The sequence below is a fragment of the Polaribacter sp. 2305UL8-11 genome, from assembly GCF_058147165.1.
Genome location: NZ_JBYVJW010000002.1, coordinates 300,830 through 320,682, shown reverse-complemented (window position 1 = coordinate 320,682; position 19,853 = coordinate 300,830). Strand labels below are relative to the sequence as shown.

Annotated in this window: 9 protein-coding genes; 2 read left to right on the top strand and 7 right to left on the bottom strand. The window is 31.2% G+C overall.

Annotated features, from left to right (window positions below):
* Positions 1–2: 2 nt before the first annotated feature.
* Positions 3–1,655: a sulfatase family protein gene (locus ACY2RW_RS03020; protein ID WP_490121218.1), complete on the bottom strand. Its 1,653-nt coding sequence runs from the start codon at positions 1,653–1,655 to the stop codon at positions 3–5.
* Positions 1,656–1,854: 199 nt separating this feature from the next.
* Between ACY2RW_RS03020 and ACY2RW_RS03015 the strand changes: the two genes are divergently transcribed.
* Together ACY2RW_RS03015 and ACY2RW_RS03010 are read left to right on the top strand one after the other, a co-directional pair.
* Entirely contained in the window at positions 1,855–2,826 is a 972-nt protein-coding gene (locus ACY2RW_RS03015) for a glycoside hydrolase family 5 protein (protein ID WP_490121217.1), read from the top strand.
* Between the two features lie 222 nt (positions 2,827–3,048).
* Positions 3,049–6,105 carry a T9SS type A sorting domain-containing protein gene (locus tag ACY2RW_RS03010; RefSeq protein WP_490121216.1) on the top strand — a complete coding sequence of 1,019 codons (3,057 nt, stop codon included), beginning with the start codon at positions 3,049–3,051 and terminating at the stop codon, positions 6,103–6,105.
* 407 nt (positions 6,106–6,512) lie between these two features.
* Here the strand turns inward: ACY2RW_RS03010 and ACY2RW_RS03005 are convergent, their stop codons facing one another.
* The 6 genes from ACY2RW_RS03005 to ACY2RW_RS02980 all read right to left on the bottom strand — a co-directional run bounded on the left by ACY2RW_RS03005 (position 6,513) and on the right by ACY2RW_RS02980 (position 19,853).
* Entirely contained in the window at positions 6,513–10,799 is a 4,287-nt protein-coding gene (locus tag ACY2RW_RS03005) for a MopE-related protein (protein ID WP_490121215.1), read from the bottom strand.
* A gap of 211 nt (positions 10,800–11,010) precedes the next feature.
* Entirely contained in the window at positions 11,011–12,759 is a 1,749-nt protein-coding gene (locus ACY2RW_RS03000; RefSeq protein WP_490121214.1) for a glycoside hydrolase family 3 protein, read from the bottom strand.
* 2 nt (positions 12,760–12,761) lie between these two features.
* Positions 12,762–14,237 carry a sulfatase gene (locus tag ACY2RW_RS02995; protein WP_490121213.1) on the bottom strand — a complete coding sequence of 492 codons (1,476 nt, stop codon included), beginning with the start codon at positions 14,235–14,237 and terminating at the stop codon, positions 12,762–12,764.
* A 145-nt stretch (positions 14,238–14,382) separates the two neighbouring features.
* Positions 14,383–16,794, bottom strand: a complete 2,412-nt coding sequence (locus tag ACY2RW_RS02990; RefSeq protein WP_490121212.1) for a glycoside hydrolase family 94 protein — start codon at positions 16,792–16,794, stop codon at positions 14,383–14,385.
* 70 nt (positions 16,795–16,864) lie between these two features.
* Entirely contained in the window at positions 16,865–18,298 is a 1,434-nt protein-coding gene (locus tag ACY2RW_RS02985; RefSeq protein ID WP_490121211.1) for an MFS transporter, read from the bottom strand.
* Between the two features lie 157 nt (positions 18,299–18,455).
* Positions 18,456–19,853: a GH1 family beta-glucosidase gene (locus ACY2RW_RS02980; protein WP_490121210.1), complete on the bottom strand. Its 1,398-nt coding sequence runs from the start codon at positions 19,851–19,853 to the stop codon at positions 18,456–18,458.

The following is a 19,853-nucleotide window of genomic DNA, read 5'->3' as shown; positions in this document are numbered from 1 at the left end:
TATTAAATTTCAAATTTACCTGGTAAAGAAGATGTGTATTTATTTAATTCTGCTTTCAACATTTTTAATTGTTTAGCATATTTAGGGTTGTTGTATAAATTATTTTTTTCTTCAGGATCATTTTTTAAATCATATAGTTGGTCTGGAGCTGTAAAGTTAGGATGATTCATATACGCATTGTGCTCTGCACCTCCACCTCCAGGAACCATTTCTAATTGTCCATAAGGATCTTTTGGATTATCAGAAATACCATGTTCTCCAAAAGACTCTCTAAATTTAGTATATTTTTCTAACGTGTCTTTACGTTGTTCTAACGTAAAATCTGTAGCCCATTTAGGATATCTTACAGCATAATATTTAAAACCATCTTTTACAACAGCTCTTGCATAACCCAATTCATGATACATAGAAGTTCTTCCTGTAAATTGTTTTCCTTCTAAAGCAGTTTTAAAGCTTTTCCCATCAAAATTATCTTTATGTTTTGTGTCTCCAGCTAAATCTAATAAAGTTGGTAAGAAATCTACATTAGAAACAGGAGTTTCTAAAACATTACCTACTTTAAAGCCACCTTTTTTCCATATAAATGCTTGAGAGTTTACACCACCTTCGTATAAAGTTCCTTTAAAATCTTGACCATGATCGTTAAAGAAAACAACAATTGTATTGTCTAAAACACCTTCTTTTTCTAATTTTTTAAAAAGTGCTCCAACAGCATCATCTAACCATAAAATATTTTCTCTGCTTTTACCTTCGTAACCTGCTTCTTTAATTCTATTTTTAAGAGATTCTACAGGTGGTTGAGGTAAAACTGTTGGTGCTTTTTCTAAAATACCTCTTGGTGTTATTTTTCTATCTGCTTTCCAAGATAATTCGGGTTTAAGTGGTGCATGAGGTAAGGTAGAAGCGATGTACAACATAAACGGATTTTTATTGTATTTATCTATAAAGTTAACTCCTCCTTCTGCAATCCAATCCATATTTTGGTAGGCTAATGCTCTTATACCTAACCAATTTGGGTTGTTATGATATAAAGATTCTGCATAATCAAATCCAGATTTTTTTATGTCTTTTTGTAATTCTTTGTATCTATATTCTAACCCTTCTTTAACTTTTGTATCTGTTGGATCTGCATCTAACTCTGGTTTTTCTCCTCCATCACCTACTTGAGATAAACTTTCTATGATATGATTTTTACCAACAAAACCTGTTTTATAACCTAATTTTTGAAAGTATGTACCCATTGTTTCTTGCCCTGGAACAATATAAGAATTCCATTGAATAACTGTTTGCCCATCGTTTTTATTAGTAAATCCAGTAAAAGCTTCGTTAGTTGCTCTACTTGCATAATTACCTGTTAATACATTAAAACGACTTGGAGTACAAACAGGAGAGACTACTTTTATATTTTCTAACCAAACCCCTTCTTTAGCTAACCTATCTAAAGTTGGTGTTAAGTTTAAAGGTTTTCCATCTTTACTTTGTCCTTCTGGAGTGTTATTAAACATCCAAGGATACATATCATCAGCGATAAAAAAGACAATATTTGGTTTCTTTTTTTCGTCAACCTTTGTTGTTTTTTTGCTTTCAGATTTACATCCAACAAAAACTAAAATAGTTAAACTTATACAAAGAGATTTTAAAAAATAATGTTTCATAATTGATGATAATTTTACAAGGTAAAAGTACTCTTCAACTTTAAAAAATAGGTTTATTAAACATCTTAAAAGGTTTAGATATCGTCAAATGTACTATGAACACTGGTTTTGCAGTAAAAAATAAATTAAATTTGTTTGAAGTGCTATTAATATTAAAAATAAAATTATGAGAGGTATCCTTTTACTTTTGCTGATTCTTATGAGTTGTAATGCTAAAATAACATCAGAAAAAAATGAAGAAATGAACAGAAAAGAGATTACTGTAGTTTCTAAAAATGGTGCTTTATCTGTAAAAGGAAACAAAATTGTAAACAGTAAAGGTGTTTCTGTAAGCTTTGCAGGAAATAGCTTGTTTTGGTCTAATGATTATTACAGAGGAAATGGTTTTTACAATAAAAATGTTGTACAACATTTAAAAGAAAATTGGAAGGCAACCATCATTAGAATTCCTATGACAGCAGACCCAGATATTCATGATAGTTACCTTTTTGATGCAAAAACCAACCAAACAAAATTAGAAACTGTTGTAGATGCTGCTATAAATTTAGGCCTGTATGTAATTATAGATTGGCACAGTCATAAAGCAGAAGATAACGAAAAAGAAGCGATTGAGTTTTTTACAAAAATGGCTACAAAATATGGAAAACATCCAAATGTTATATATGAAATTTACAATGAACCTTTAGATGTTTCTTGGGATGATGTTATAAAACCTTATGCAGAAAAAGTAATTGCAGCGATTCGTAAAATAGATTCAGATAACATTATTGTTGTTGGTACACCTAAATGGTCTCAAGATGTAGATAATGCCTCAGAAAACCCAATTAAAGGTTACCAAAATATTGCTTATACACTTCATTTTTATGCAGCTTCTCATAAAAAATGGTTAATGAACAAAGCACAGAAAGCTTTAGATAATGGAATTGCTTTAATTGTTACTGAATGGGGAAGTGTTAAAGCAGATGGAAGTGGAGAAGCAGATCCAGAATCTACAAAAAAATGGATGGATTTTATGAGAAAAAATCAACTTACACATTGTAATTGGTCAATTAATAATAAAGATGAAGGTGCTTCTGCATTAAAACCCAATACTAATACAGATGGTAATTGGACTGATGAAGATTTAACTATTTCTGGTAAATTGGCTAAAAAATATATAAAAAACTGGTAAGATTATTCTTCCTGTAAATATTAAAAAGAGGCTGTCTAAAAAGTCAAAAAATTAACTACTTGTCATATTTCGACAAGCTCAGTTTCACATACTTAACTACTTTTTAGACAGCCTCTTTTTAGTTTTATACTACTTTCTTAAAATGAACTCCTTTTGATAGTTTTTAAACATTGTTGTTAACGCTATAAAATACTTTTGTTTCCATCTGATAAAAAAACATATATGTATTTAAAATCTATTATAAATAAAAAAAACACATTTCTTTTATTTTTCACTCTATTTCTATCTTTTAGTTCTAATGCGCAGACTGTTACCACTTCTTTAAATACAGTAGTTAGAAATATTAGCGATTTAAATATTGGTTTTAACAGACGTTCAGACAAAGGAAATTGGTGGACAGACGCATCTTTTAAAACGCTGGTTTCAGAGATGAATCCTGATGTTTTAAGATATCCTGGAGGAACACAAGCTAATTATTGGGATTGGAGAACAGGAAGATTTTTAGAAAATACAGACAAAACTTGGAATAATAAAGAAATTTTAAAAATCCCAGAATTTGTACAAGTAGTTCCTAATAGAACAAAAATTATTTACGTAGTAAATATGGCAAGACCAACTCCAACAACAGGAGTTGCTGTAACTGCCAACGAACAAACTCTTAAAAGTACAGCTACTTTAAATTTAAAGATTAGCGATATGATAGCTGCAATTAATGAATTTAAAAACGCAGGCAAAATGCCTTATGCTGTTGAATTAGGAAATGAATTTTACTTTGGTAACGAAGAAGGAGGTATTTTTCACATAGAAGAAAAAGATAGCAAATTTTATGCTGGATGGGATACTGCAAATAACCAACCTTTTGAATCTGCCAACAAAAAAGATGCGACAATTGTAAATGCAAAATTTTATTTAGAACAGTGTAAAACTATAGTTAGTCAACTAAAAGTAGCATTTCCTACATTAAAGTTTGCATTAACAACCACAAAAAGCGGAAATGGAAACTCTATTAGAGAACGTTGGAATAATACCATTTTTAATGAATTGGCAACGAATTCAGATTTTGCAACTCTAAAGAGCAACATTGATGCAGTTACACAACATCATTATTTAAATGATAAATATGGAGTTCAAACTACAATAACTGATAATGCTACATCTAAAATAGCCATTGCAGAAGGTATAGAATACCCTTTAGACAAAGTAGCAGATTATAATCTTGTACCTAATGATTATAAAATTTGGTACACAGAATTTGGCGAAGTAAAAGCAATTGCAGAAGAAACTTGGGCTTCTGCTGTTAGATATGCAGCTTTTAATTACGGATGGATTAGTTTAGGAGAAAAAGTAGAACAATTAGATTGGCATTTTGTTTCCGATAATAATGTAGTAAAAGTTGGTACTCCCATGAAATTAGCACCAGTAGGAATCGCCTCTAAAGTTTTACTAAAAGCAGCTGCAGATATGACAGAAATGCAAGAGGTAAATTTTACAAATAATCCTATTTCTGTAAATGCTGTAAAATCTTTATATGGTCTTAAATTTAAGAATGATAAAAAGGAAACTTTATTAATTATTAATACAAACGAAACTGATTTTTCTGATGTGAATTTTAGTGCTTCATTTAATTATATTGGTCAACCCAAAATAACACAGTATTATTCTAATGAACCATATACTTCTGGTGTTTCTGATGGAAGTAGTGCTATAAAATTAATTACTGGAAACGTTACAAATTCAACAGAAATAAAAAGATTTTCTGTTACAGTAATAGAAGTTGATAAACATACAAGCACTTGGAATGGAAGCATAGATAATAATTGGAATACAGCTGCAAACTGGACACCAGCAGCTGTACCAACATCAATAAGTTATGTTTTAATACCAAGTGGTTTGGCAAAATATCCTACAGCAAATACTGCTGTAAATGTTTACGGAATCACCATAGAATCTGGTGCTACTTTTAAAGCAGAAAGTACAGTTACTACAGGTTTAGGAAAAGTAACTTATAAAAGAAATTTAAGTACTTCTAATTGGTATTTAATATCAAGCCCTGTTGCTGGAGAATCATTAGAAAATTTAATAACAAACCATTTATTTAGTACAGGAACCATTAATCCTACAAATCTTGGCTTTGCCTCTTATGACAATTCACAAACTAATGCCAACAATTTATGGAATTATAAAAAAACAAGTTCTACAGGAACTATGAATAATGGCGAAGGTTTTATTGCAAAATTAAAAACAGCTGGAGATGTTTCTTTTTTAGGAAATATGAATACAGCAAACGTATCAAAAAACATTTCTATTGGTGCTGGTAATGCCTATAATCTAATAGGAAACCCTTACACTACATTTATAAATAGCGGAACTTTTTTAACGTCAAATACAAATGAATTAGAAACACAAACTATCTGGATTTGGGATCAAAATACAAACGGATATATTACAAAAGTTACTGTAGATGATTTTAAAGTTGCCCCAGGTCAAGGTTTTTTTATAAAAGCGAGTTCAACTCCTGTAAATGGAAGTGTTCTTTTTGATAAAAACAATCAGAGTCATGAAACTACTGATACCTTTTTAAGAAGTAGTGCTAAAACAGAAGTGCAATTATTTTTAAAAGATGGCACTCAAAACAAATTGGCAAAAATCTATTATTTAAATAATGCTACTACTGGTTTTGATAATGGTTATGATGGCGAATTATTTGGAGGAAGTAAAAGCAATTTCGAAATATTTTCACATTTAATTTCTAATAATGTTGGTAAAAAATATCAAGTTCAATCTGTGTCAAACTCTAATTTTGAAGAAACTGTAATTCCTTTAGGGGTTATTGCAACAGCAAATAAAGAGCTTACAATTTCTGCAACAGCTTTAAATTTACCTGTTGGTATAAAACTATTTTTAGAGGATAAGAAAACAAACAATTTTATAAGATTAGAAGAAGATATAAGCGAATATAAATTCACTCTTTCTAAAAGTACAAATAGTATTGGAAGATTTTATTTACATACAAGACAAAGCGCTTTACATACAAATAATATTACATTTCAAAATGTAAGGATGTATCAATCTAAACCTTCAGTTTTAAATATTATTGGCTTATCTCAAGAAAAAGCGAATTTAAAGATGTTCAATATCCTTGGAAAACAAGTTATAAATAAAACTTTTCAAGTAAATCGAACCAAAGAAATCATCCTACCTAAAGTTGTTTCTGGTATTTACATTGTTCATTTACAAACTAAAAAAGGAGTACTAAGAAAGAAAATTGTTATAGAATAACTTTTTGAAAACTATATATGAAGACTTTTATTTGTTTTTGATGTTGCCAATATTTCTAAAAAAAGAAAATTTTAATTTCAATTTATAAACAAATATTTACTTTTTATTTTTGATGATTGTGTTGTAGTATTTTTGATGTTAGTTGAATAACTTTTTTACCAACTTATCATTTTAAAATTCCCTTGTTTTTATTACAGATAATCTCCTGTCTGTTGTTTTCTTTTTATTGTATTTTAAAAGCTTTAAAATTATCACTATACTTTTATTAAATACAATATGGTTTAAATTTTAAGTTTGATAACGATAGATTTGAGACTCTAAAAATTGATCATAAAATTACAAAGCTTTATAAAATGATAAAAGGGACACAAAATATGTCCCTTTTATCACAAATTATTATTAGTATTTTATTGTTTCACAATTCGTTTTACAACTGAAGATGCTTCATTTGTAATTTTAACAATATAGATACCAGCTGGACCATCTAATTGCAATTGCATTGATTTTCCAGATATAGATTTTGTTTTTACCAATCTTCCTGTTACATCAAAAACTTGAATTTTTCCGTTTTCAATATCTGCATTTTCTATTTTAAAATTAAGCAATGATTTGGTCGGATTTGGATAAACAAAAATTGCATTTTTGTCCTCAAAGGTTTGTGTTGTTAAAACAGATCCTTTCTGAGACGATTTTGCAGAACTGTTGCTATATTCAATAATTAATTTTGGGGCGTTATTACCTTCTTTACTAGATATTTTCATAAAATTAGATGTTGAGCCTCTAAGCACAAAACTAACATTACCATCGTTTTGAGCTTCAGTTGCAACGTAGTTTGTAACATCTATATCATGATTTCCAGAACCATTAAGTGTAATAGTGCCAACGTTATTTCCTATAGTAGGTTTATTAGCCCAAGTTATATTGCTTTCAGTCCAAGTATCATCAGAAACTTTATTTAATAAAACACTTCCATTACCACCAGTATTGTTAATTCTTAGTGTTGCAGAGACAACATTACTAATATTATTAAGGTTAAACTTTAAAAAAGTTTGTCTTTTCTTATTGTTGGCTGATGTTTCTTTTATGTGCATATTAGAATAAGTACCATAATTGTCGTTTTTATAAGTACCATTTCTTACGTGAGCATCATCTACTACAGAGATTGTAGTTGTTGTATTTGTTGGGATTTGAGTAAAATTAGCAGTTATGTTTTTGTTGGCATCCATTGTAATTGTTAAAGGATTGGTAGAACCACTTGCATCTCCAGACCAACTACTAAATTGATAACCCGAACTTGCTGTAGCTGTTATGGTTACACTTGTATTTGCTGCATATGTACCACTGTTTGGTGTTACTGAACCATTAACAGCACTAACAGATAATGTATAATTAATAACATCTACTGTAGTAGGGTCACAATCATCATCAATTCCATTATTTAAAATTTCTGTAGCACCTGGGTTAACAGCAGCATCATTATCGTTACAATCTACATCACTATTATAACCATCATTATCTGCGTCTACAGTGTCTAAAGTAGCAGGATCACAATCATCGTCTACACCATTGTATAGAATTTCTGTAGCACCTGGATTAACAGCAGCATCGTTATCATTACAATCTACATCACTATTATAACCATCGTTATCAGCGTCTACAGTGTCTAAAGTAGCAGGGTCACAGTCATCATCAATTCCGTTATTTAAAATTTCTGTAGCACCTGGGTTAACAGCAGCATCATTATCGTTACAATCTACATCACTATTATAACCATCATTATCTGCGTCTACAGTGTCTAAAGTAGCAGGGTCACAATCATCGTCTACACCATTGTATAAAATTTCTGTAGCACCTGGATTAACAGCAGCATCGTTATCATTACAATCTACATCACTATTATAACCATCGTTATCGGCATCTACAGTGTCTAAAGTTGCAGGGTCACAATCATCGTCTACACCATTGTATAGAATTTCTGTAGCACCTGGATTAACAGCAGCATCATTATCATTACAATCTACATCACTATTATAACCATCGTTGTCAGCATCTACAGTGTCTAAAGTAGCAGGGTCACAATCATCGTCTACACCATTGTATAGAATTTCTGTAGCACCTGGATTAACAGCAGCATCATTATCATTACAATCTACATCACTATTATAACCATCGTTGTCAGCATCTACAGTGTCTAAAGTAGCAGGGTCACAATCATCGTCTACACCATTATACAGAATTTCTGTAGCACCTGGGTTAATAGCGGCATCATTATCGTTACAATCTACATCGTTATTGTAACCATCGTTATCTACATCTAAATTGATACTAACTGTACCAACAATATCATCAAAATAATAATTTGCAACAGTTTTACCTGCTAATAATCTTAAGGAAACTCCAGTTGTTGCCTCTGTAATATCTGCTGTTAACGTATATTTAGTATATGTTGTTGTTAAAGTTGGAGAAGTTACTATATACGATGAACCTCCTGCAGTTTTATCAACTTTTAATTGAATACCTATTTGAGCAGAAACATCTGATTTTGCCCAAACATCAATAGTTATTGTCTTTCCATTAAAATCGCCATCATATTTAGCATTATCTATACGAATATCTTCTAATTCTGGTGTAGCTAATGTATTGGTTTTTGTTGTTGAAATTTTAAATGCGTTATTTCCTCCATTTACAATTGTGCTTTCATCTGAAAAAGTTGCTTCGCTATCTGTAGAACTTGCAACAACTCCTGTCCAATTACCATCTGCTAACAAACATTCTGCTGTACCATTTGCAATAATATTATCTTCTGAGGCATCACAAGCTTTTGAAATTGTAATAATGTTAATACTATATGCAGGAATACTTAAATTACCTCCAGTAGCAGATGGAGTGTTAGACGTCCACGCAGAAGATTTGCTTGTGTATGGTGTTTTTAATTCTTTAGTAATGTCTTCTTTAAAAGTTTCGATAGTATAGTTTCCTTCGTAAGCAACACCATTTATTTTATAATTTAGAGTAGAGGTAGTAGGTAGTTTGTTTACAACAAATATTTTGTATTCTGTACCAGCATCCACAGCTTTGGCATACATTCCATCTAAATTTGCTTCTAAATCTGGACCAGCACTGTAAGCATCATATACTTCTTTATCTTTAAATACATCAAATAAAGAAGCATACATTACTCCTAAAGCTGTTAATTTCATTTGTCCATTATCTAAATAGGTTAAAGTAGATTCTGAATAGATGTTATTTTTCCAAAGCATGTGCAAACCTGCTTGCTTTACAATACCTTGTTGACTCCCTTTTTCTAATGCTAAGAAAACATCTGCGCTTGCTAAAGTTTGTGTAAAGTTAACAGGTGTTCCATTAGATAAAACTCCCCACTCTGTAATTAAAGCAGATTTACCTGGAAAATTAGTATTAAACTTATTAATACGATCCATAGTAATTTTATAAGAATTCATCATACGATATACTGTTGAACCACTGTATAAAAATGCATTAGAATTATTATAATTATGAAACGTAGCTGCATCAAAATAATCATTTGTACCATCTGCATACGCTTTTATTTTTTGATTCCAGCTACCTGTATAGTAATATTCTTTTTCAAGACATACAGCTGCTTTAACATTAGGGTCTACTGTTTTTAATTGGGTAACCATATCTACAGTATGCGATATATAAGAGTCTACATCTGTAACATTTCCTCCTTGTTGTCCTGTGTGATAGTTTTCATTTCCTAATTCAATCCATTTAACATCTAAATTGTCATTAATTCTACTTTGTAATCTGTTTTTTGAATCGGTAGGAGAATCTATTAAAACGTTAAACATTAATGTAGAAGATGCATTATTTGTTGTACAGATATTTTTATATGCTGTGTAATCAAACTCAAAATCTGTACTGTGATTACCAATGGTAATTCCATTAGAGTTTTGTGGATGGTATTTATCTGTACTCCAATTGTAATAATTACCTACAGTACCTCCTGGAAATCTAAAATTAGATTGAGGGAACCAATTGTTAATAACTTGACTTGTTTCTGAAGAACTCCAATTATATCCTCCTTGGTTTTCCATAAATCTAAAATGCGTATTTGTAGATAGTAAATCATTATTAAAAGTATGTTTACTATTGGTATCTATATCTAAGGTATAGGTGGTGCTAGAAGGAGCAGTAAAAGGAAATGAAAAATCCATAGCTGGTTTAACGTTTGTTATTACAGGATTTTTAATTTTCATTTCTCCTGAGGCGTTTTGCATTAAAAACTCAACTCTAAGAGAGCTGATGTTTTTTTTATCATATCTTTTTATAACAACACCAACTTTATAAAATGCACCTTCTGGGTGATAATTTAAATTTTCTGCAAGTAAAAGAGAAGTAGTTCCTCCTTTATATATTTTTACTCTTGGTGCTTTGTATATGCGATCACCATAAACAACATTATTAATCTCAATATCAGCAGTAATATATACATCTTTATACGTATCAGCTACAGGTACATCTAAATATACCTTTCTTGTTCCTGATGCATTTCCTGTTATTGTGTATTCGTTTCCTGAAAGAGTTACACCTGAACTGCTTTCTGTCCAATTGTTATTATTAAAACTAATATCAGTTGGTAATGTTTGACCATATAACCCTGTTGAGCAGCACAGGATTAATAGTAATTTTAGTAAGTAATTATTTTTCATTGTATATAAATTAGATTAGTCCTGCTAAACTATTTACATACAATGAAAAAGAGTACTTAAAATTGTCAGATAAGGTTTAATTATAGTTTTTTTTTGAGAATTTCTAAAAAAAACCACACTATATTTTTTAGTGTGGTATTTTTTAAAGATTATATTGTATTGTTGACAATATGAAATTTAATATGTTAATAAATTGCAATTAATTGTCATTTTATTTTAAAATATCATGTTCTAATTTTACTGGAGATGTACCTTTAAAAGAGATGTTACCTGTTAAGGCCTCAACTACAGCTTTTTGCGAAAATTTATCTAAACTATAAGCGTTAATTCCTATAAAAGCATTTTCAAAATAAAAATTCACATAATATGGATTACTGTAAGAAACTGCAATAATTTTATCTTGTGGCAACATACCCATTGTCCAAACTCCTAAAGCTTCTTTATCTTTTAAAAGTGAAGCTCCTAAAGGACTAAAATATCGATTTTCAAAAGCGACAAAAACCTTATCATACTTGTCAAAGAAATTTAATTTTTCTCCCCAATCTAAAAAACTTGGGTTGTGTAAAATAGTATCTATCTCAAAACCTTTTTCTTGTAATAATTTTTGAGTTAAACGTAACTCATTGGTTCTGTTTTCATGACTGATATTTACAATGGCAATTCTTTTGTTTTCTGATGATTTTAAAGGAATTTTAGTAGCATCTGTTAATAAAGTAACCCCATTATTTGCAATTTCTTGTGCATTTTCTTGAATGGTTGCTGTTTCTTTTTCTGAAATGGGATAAAAAATAGATTCTTTCTTTTTTAATAAACCATATTGTTCACGAACCCCCCATATTCTTTCCACTGCATCATCTAATCTTGACATTGGAATGTCTCCTCTTTTAATTCTTACTTCCAAAGAATCCATAAATTTTAATGTTGGCCATAAAACCATATCTACTCCAGCTTTAAAAGCGGCTAAAGAAGTTTCAATTTCATTTTCATAATAACCAGCTGCACCACCCATATTTAAGGCATCAGACATAATTATTCCGTTGAATTTCATTTTTTTCTTCAATAAACCCATCATCAATTCTTCGGATAAAGAAGCTGGTAAAAACAAACCATTTCTCTTTTCTTTTTGATATGCAGGAAAACGAATATGTCCAACCATAATTGCAGGTGTTCCTTCATTTATCATTTTTTGATACATGGTACCAAAGGTTTTATTCCACTCAGAAATAGATAAATTATTTGCAGAAGTAATTAAATGTTGATTTTTTATGGTTGCTCCATCACCAGGAAAATGTTTTATGGTTGATACAACACCTTGCGCATTCATACCTTTAATTTGTGCTTTTAACAAAGGATAAGCTCTTGTAGCATCATCAGAAATTGCACGTTCAATTACCAAATCTTGTAACGGATTCATATTTAAATCTACCAAAGGATGTAACAACCAGTTTACACCTAAAGAGTTGGATTCTTTTGCTATTGCATTTCCAAATTTATAAGCTAAATCTGTATTATTTGCTGCACCAACAGCCATTTCTGAAGGCATATTTGTATATTCACTATAAATACTTCCAACTCCACGTTCAAAATCTTCTGTAACAATCATAGGATATTTAGAGGCATTTTCATAATCTGAAATAGCATTTTTAATTGTTGGAATTACTTGATCTCTTGGAGGCGTAAAAAGGTAATCCCAATAAGGCACAAAAATACCTCCTATTGGGTATTTTTCCATCATATTCTTAATAGAACCAAACTCTGCAACTTGCGCTTTGTGAAACGCTCTCACAATCATTGTTTGTCCTATTTTTTCTCTTATTGATAAACTTTTCCAACTGGTGTCTTTTGGCGTAAAATTATAAGAGATTGCTTTTGGCAATTGATGTTCTTTGGGTTGATTACAACTAATAATAGTAACGAAAAACGTTACTATTATTAATGAAATAGATATGTTCTTTTTCATAGTTATTTGATTTCTTGACTTTTAAAATAGGCTATGGCTTTTGCTTTTAAATTGGTTATAGCTGTTTGATAATCGACTTTGTTAATCAAGTTTTTAGTTTCTTGAGGGTCTTTTTCGTAATCGTAAAACTCTTCAGCAACAATTTCTGCAGCATCTATATTTCTGTTACTTTCATAAGGCATTTCATCTTTAATCCAAATTGTGTAACGATATCTATCATCTCTAAATGTGTACCCCATTTTATCATTATCTCTTGGAAACTGACTTACAGCAAAATCCTTTACTTTTTCAACTTTTTTCTCCATTAAAGGAACCAAACTAACCCCATCTAAATTTCCTGGAGATTTTACTCCTGCTAATTCTAATAGAGTAGGGTACACATCTACAAATTCTGTTGGAGAATAAGATTCTCCAATTTTATCTTTACCAGCAGAAAATATTAATGGAACTTTTGTAGATTGCTCATAGTTAGTGTGTTTGCAATACATGTTATGATCTCCTAAATGCCATCCATGGTCACCCCAAAGTACAATTACTGTATTTTCTCTTAATCCTAAGCGATCTAATTCATCTAAAACATTACCAATTTGCTGATCTACAAAAGATACACAAGCATAATACCCTTGAATTACTCTTTTTTGCTTTTCTATAGGTATTTCTACATCAAAATCTTTAGGAATATCTGCATAACCACTTCTTAATTCCCAACTTGGTTGTGTTGCATATTTAGGAGCTCCTTCTGGAGCCTTCATATACTCTGGGAATTTAACATTTTCTAAAGGATACATGTCCCAGTATTTTTTTGGGGCTACAAAAGGTAAATGTGGTTTATAAAATCCTGTAGCCATAAAAAATGGTTTATCGCTTTTCGCAAACTTACGTAATTGCTTTACGGTTCTTCTTACTACTTCACCATCTGCAGTCATGCTATCTGGAACATTTACAATTTCGTAAGACACACGTTCCTTATTTTTGATGTACTCTTTACCAATTTCGGAATTATGTTTAAAATTATCGTAAGGATATGTCCATGAAATAGAATCATTTCCTTTATCTACAGATCTAAAATCAAAAATTTTACCTACAGCTGCAGTTTCATAACCATTTTGTTTAAAGTATTGTGGCATGGTTACAATATTGGGATGTTTGTCTCTAATTAAAGTTTTTAAATCCCAAACCTGTGTGTAATCTGGTCTTTTACCTGTTAATATACTGGCTCTTGATGGACCACAAACAGCCTGTTGGCAATGGCTGTTTTGTAATACAAAACCATTGGCAGCTAACTTATCTATGTTAGGTGTCTTTATATCTTTATGGCCATAAACGCCCATTAAAGGTTTTAAATCGTCAATCGCTATAAATAATACATTTTTTGGTTGATTTTTAGCGACTTCTTTTTTTTCTGATTTTTTATCACAAGAAACAATACATATTGTAAAAAGTGATAAGAGTACGATTTTTAAGGTTTTAGTATTCATAATAAAAGTGAATTTGTTGTTTTGATTGTTCTTTAGCATAAATTTGATATAACAAAAGTTTTTTAAAACCCCCACAAAGTCTTAGCGACCTTGCAGGAAGTTTTGTTGGGGGAACTATAATATTGTAAAAGACTTATGATTTTTTTTACCCTAAAATAATTTCTACAGAATGTTCTTTTCCGTCACTAAAAATAGGTGCAATATGTCCATCTATTTTATTTCCATCAACAATCATAGAAACTACACCTTTAGATACATTGTTTGGATTTTTTACATCGATATTATAAGTTGCTCCTCTAAATTTACGAACGGCTGTAAAACCATCCCAAGATTTAGGTATACAAGGGTCTATAATTAATCCTTTATGATCTGGACGAACGCCCATAATGTACTTAGATGCTGCTTGATACGTCCATGAAGAAGTACCTGATAACCAAGAGTTTCTTGCCAAACCAAACTGTGGATGCTCATCACCCAAAATATTTTGCGGGTAGCAATAAGGGTCACACTCAAAAGTATCTATAATATCATTTTTAGAGGCTGGATTAATTTGATTGTAGTATTGGAAAGCCCTGTCTCCATTACCCATCATGGTTTCTGCAATCATTACCCAAGGATTTGAGTGTAAAAAGATTCCACCATTTTCTTTTGCTCCTGGAGGATATGTAGATACACCACCAATGCTTTCATCATACCCATTATAACCTGGGTAACTCAATTTAATTCCGAATTTTGTATTCAATTTATCTTCTACAGAATCTAATGCTTTTAAAGCTCTTTCTTGGGTTGCAAAACCAGAAAGAATGGTCCAAGATTGTGCGTTTGTATAAATTTGACCTTCACTATTTGCTTTAGAGCCAATGGCATTTCCATTATCTTCAAAATAACGTAAATACCAATCGCCATCCCAACAATGTGTATTTACTACTTCTTTCATGTGGGCATGGTCTTTTTTGTATTGATCTGCTAATTCTGTATCTCCTAAATGATCTAATAGAGCAGCCATTTCATTCAAAGCTTTTCCGTACAAATTTGCATTAAAAATACTTTCTGCATCTCCAGGTAAATTTACAGTATCGTTCCAATCTGCAAAACCTAACATTGGTAAACCATGTTGGCCACAGTTATTTTTTGTGAACTCTAAAGAACGTTTTAAATGTTCTAAAACTGTACCTTTTTTACGGTCTTTTAACTTTAAGTTCTTGTCGTAAAATGTAATTTCTTCATGTAAGAAATCGTAATCTCCAGTTTCTTTAATATATTCGATTACTGTTTGTACAATCCATAAATGATCATCGCCATAAAAATCTTTTAAATGTGGTTCTTCACGAGAATCACCTTCATTAGCTTCCATTGTTAATGGAAAGAACTGGTGCATTGCAGAACCATCTTCTTTTTTTACAGAAATTAATTTTTTGATTAATTCTTTTCCTTTTTCTGGCATTGCAGATAAAATTCCTAAAATATCTTGAGAACTATCTCTAAAACCAATACCTCTTGCACCTAAACCTAATTGATATAAAGATAAATAACGAGACCAGTTGTAAGTAGTATGGCATTGACGTGGATTGTGAATGTTTACCATAGAATTGAAGGCTGCATCTGGAGTTTGGAATGCTGCTTTTGATAAATAATTGTCCCAAAATTCTGAAAGTTCTTGAAATGCTTTATCTACTTCTGCAACGTCTTTAAATTTCTCTGCGTTTTTGGCAATTTCGTTTGGTGCTCCTTGTCCTAATTGTGTAATAACGGTTTTTGTTTCACCATTTTTAACTGTGCCTAATTTGTGCAATAAAGCAGCAATATTATCTCCTCTATTAGATTCGTAATTCGATAAACTTTCGTTTTGTAATTCTAAAGGATTTTTCCAAGTTCCATATTCGTTATCACCTAAAAATAGTTTTCTATCTGTTTGAAAAGAATCTACAGGATAATTTGAAGTAAAGAAGTTGTTTTCTGTATCTTTTTTCATAAAAGCATACTGACGTAACAATACTGTTCCGTCTGCATTTTTATTGGCTCTCATAGTCATTGTTTGCGGGCACCAATCTGCATTTGTATATTGCTTTAAAGCATCGAAATGTGTAAATTCTACCACAGGAATCACATCAATTTCTAACTCTTTTCCACTGATGTTTTTTACTTCTATTTTACGAATAACTCTATTTTCTTCATTAGGCACAAAAATGGTAACCTCTGTTCGAATTCCGTAAAATTCTGATACTATTTTTTGATATGATAAACCCACATGACATTCAAATAAATCATAATCATCTAAAGTTGGTACAAAGAATGGTGAAAACACTTTGTATTTCCCATTTTCATCTTTAAACCTGATGTATAAGGTTTCTCCTTTAAAATCTGAACCAGGTAATTGCGGAATGTATTTTACAATTCTGTTTAATGCAGGATCGCCTTTACAAATTAAAGAACCTCCTGTTTGATCTACGATTCCTCCAAATGATAATGTACCCACATAATTTGTCCATTTTACAGGTGTTTTTGGGTTGGTAATAATGTATTCTCTTTTGTTATCGTCAAAATATCCGTATTTCATTTTAATATATTTTACGTTGATTTATTGTTCAGACCTCAAAGGTTTTAAAAACCTGTGAGGTCTTGTTTTTTTAAACTTTACCTCTTTTTTCTTCTAATTGTAGCCTAATTTCTGCTGCTTTTTCTGCTGTTATTGGAAATGTTCTTAATAATAAAATTGCAATGGTTAATGCCACTATTGGAATTGCTAAAAAGCCAATTCGCATTGTGGTATACACTTCTTCTGGTTGCGCTCCATCTAAATTGGCATCAAACCCTGTTAACTCGATTAATGGGCCAGAAATCATAAACCCAATTACAAAACTGAATTTAAGTACCCAAGAAAAAATCGAAGCGAAACTACCTTCTCTTCTTTCTCCAGTTTTTAATTCGTCATAATCTACCACATCTATTTGCATAGAAGGAATCATTAACCATAAACCAGCATAACCAGCTCCAATAAAAGCGGTATTTGCTAACATAATCCAAGGATTATTAGGTGTAAATGTCCACCAAGTTGTGGTTACTGCCAAAACAACAATCAGCATCGAAATCATTAATACTTTTGGCTTTCCTATTTTTTCTGATAATTTTCTAAAAAGCGGAATAAACATAAAACTGAAAAGCATATAAACAATGGTTCCATAACCTGCAAAAACGGCACCTTCATTCCAATCGCCACCTAATACATAAAAAGTTCCTACATATCTTCCATAACTATCAAAAATAGATGTTGCTAATAAGAAGAAAATGGTTAATCCACATAAAATTAAAAAAGGTTTATTAGAAAATGTTTCTTTTAAACTATCTGTTAATTTTACTTGTTTTTGATTCTTAATTAAATCACTTTCATAGTAACGTTCTTTTACAAAAATGGCTGGTAAAACACCTAATACCAGTATAATAACAGCAATTCCAATACTTATGTAACGCATTCCGTTTACAGGACTTGCTTCTCCATTAATAAAGAAAATTGGCAACATGCTTAACCACCAAACCCAACCATTAAAAAAACCGGCTACTGTTTGAAAATAACTTCTAATTTCTGCAACTCTTGTACGCTCATTATAATCTGGAGTCATTTCCATTAACATACTTTGGTAAGGCATTGCCCAAACTGTAAAACAGGTGTAGAATAAAATACCAAAACCAATTACCCAAAACATAATCCCTTCTTGACTCATGTCTGTTGGAAACCACCAAATAAAAGGATATGTGATTCCTGCTAAAATAGCTCCTACTAAAATAAAAGGCCTTCTTCGTCCCCATTTTGATCGAAAATTATCTGAAATCCAACCCATTAAAGGATCCATAACACCATCCCAAAGACGTAATGACATTAAAATAATGGCCACATACGTTGGAGGCATTTTTAACTCGAAGTTGAATACTTGATAAGCAATACTTACCATAACCCAAACTCCTAAAATATCTACAGGACCACCAGCTGCGTAAGCCAATTTTTTTGAAAAAGGGACTCTATCTTCACTTTTTACTAATGATGCTGAATCTTTTATTTCTGACATAAATGTTCGTTTTTTTGGTTGATTATCCTAATGTTACTTTAACATTGTAGGTTTTGCCAGCTTCTAAAACTGGAATTAAATTTCTTTCTGTTGTTTTTTCTATCAATAGTGGTTTTTCTAACAGTTTTAGAAACATGAATTATTTTTTACTTCTATTTTACTCGCTTATTTCATTTGATTCAACATTGTTCTTTTGGATAGCTTCTTTAAACCAAAGAGCAGATTTTTTTGGAATTCTTTCTAAGGTTTCAAAATCTACATAGTGTAATCCAAATCGTTTTTCGTAACCTGAAGCCCATTCAAAATTATCCATAAAAGACCAAGCGAAATACCCTTTCAATTTTACACCATCTTCAATTGCTTCTTGGCAAGATGTTAAATATCCTTGATAAAAATCGACTCTTTTTTGATCATCAATTTTTCCGTCAACTAGTTTATCTGGATAAGCACAACCGTTTTCTGTAATGTAAATATTTGGTTGGTCATAACGTTCATCAATCCATTTTAGCAATTTTTTACAACCCCAAGGTACGACTGCCCATTCCATTAACGTTACATCCCAATCTTTGTCTAAAGACAAGCTCACATCTTGGTCTTCTGAGATACCTCCATTTCCATGAACAGAAATTTCTTCTTGCTTACCATCTGAATGTGCAGCATACATAGTTGTGTAATGATTCAATCCGAAGAAATCTGAAGAACCTTTAATCATTTTTTTCTCATCCTCAGAAAACTTTGGTAGTCGTTCCATTAGTCTTTTTTTCATGACATCTGGGTAATCACCTTTATAAACAGGATCTGCAAACCAAGCTAAGAAAAACTCAAGCGCTCTTTGTGCTGCTTGTTTATCTTCTTTACTATCTGTAAGAGGTTCACGCCAATCGCAATTGTTAGAAATTCCTATTTGTCCTTCTTGATGTGCGTAATTCTCTCTGTAAACTGCCACAGCTTTTGCATGTGCAATAATTAAATTGTGTGCAGCCAAATAAGGCTCTGAATTAGATAGTCTTCCTGGTGCAAAAACGCCTTGGCCATAGCCTAAAATAGCAACTACCCAAGGTTCATTTAAGGTAATCCAGTTTTTTACACGGTCTCCAAATCTATCAAAACATAGGTTTGCATAATCTGCAAAATAATCCGTCATTTTTTTATTTAGCCAACCATCTTCTTCTAATTGCAAAGCAAGTGGTAAATCCCAATGATACAATGTTATCCAAGGTTCTATATCTGCTTTGAGAAGTTCGTCAATTAATTCAGAATAAAATGCAATTCCTTTTTCGTTAACTTCTCCTTTTCCTGTAGGCATTACTCTTGCCCAAGCAATTGAAAATCGATATGCTTTTACACCCATATCTTTCATTAACTGAATATCTTCTTTAAACTTGTGGTAATGATCACAAGCTATACTGCCTGTTTCTCCTTGTGCAATTCTACCTGGAATCGTGCAAAATGAATCCCATATAGAAGGTCCTTTACCATCTACATCTGCAGCTCCTTCTATTTGATAAGAAGAGGTAGCAGTACCCCAAATAAAATCTTCTGGAAATTGTTTCAT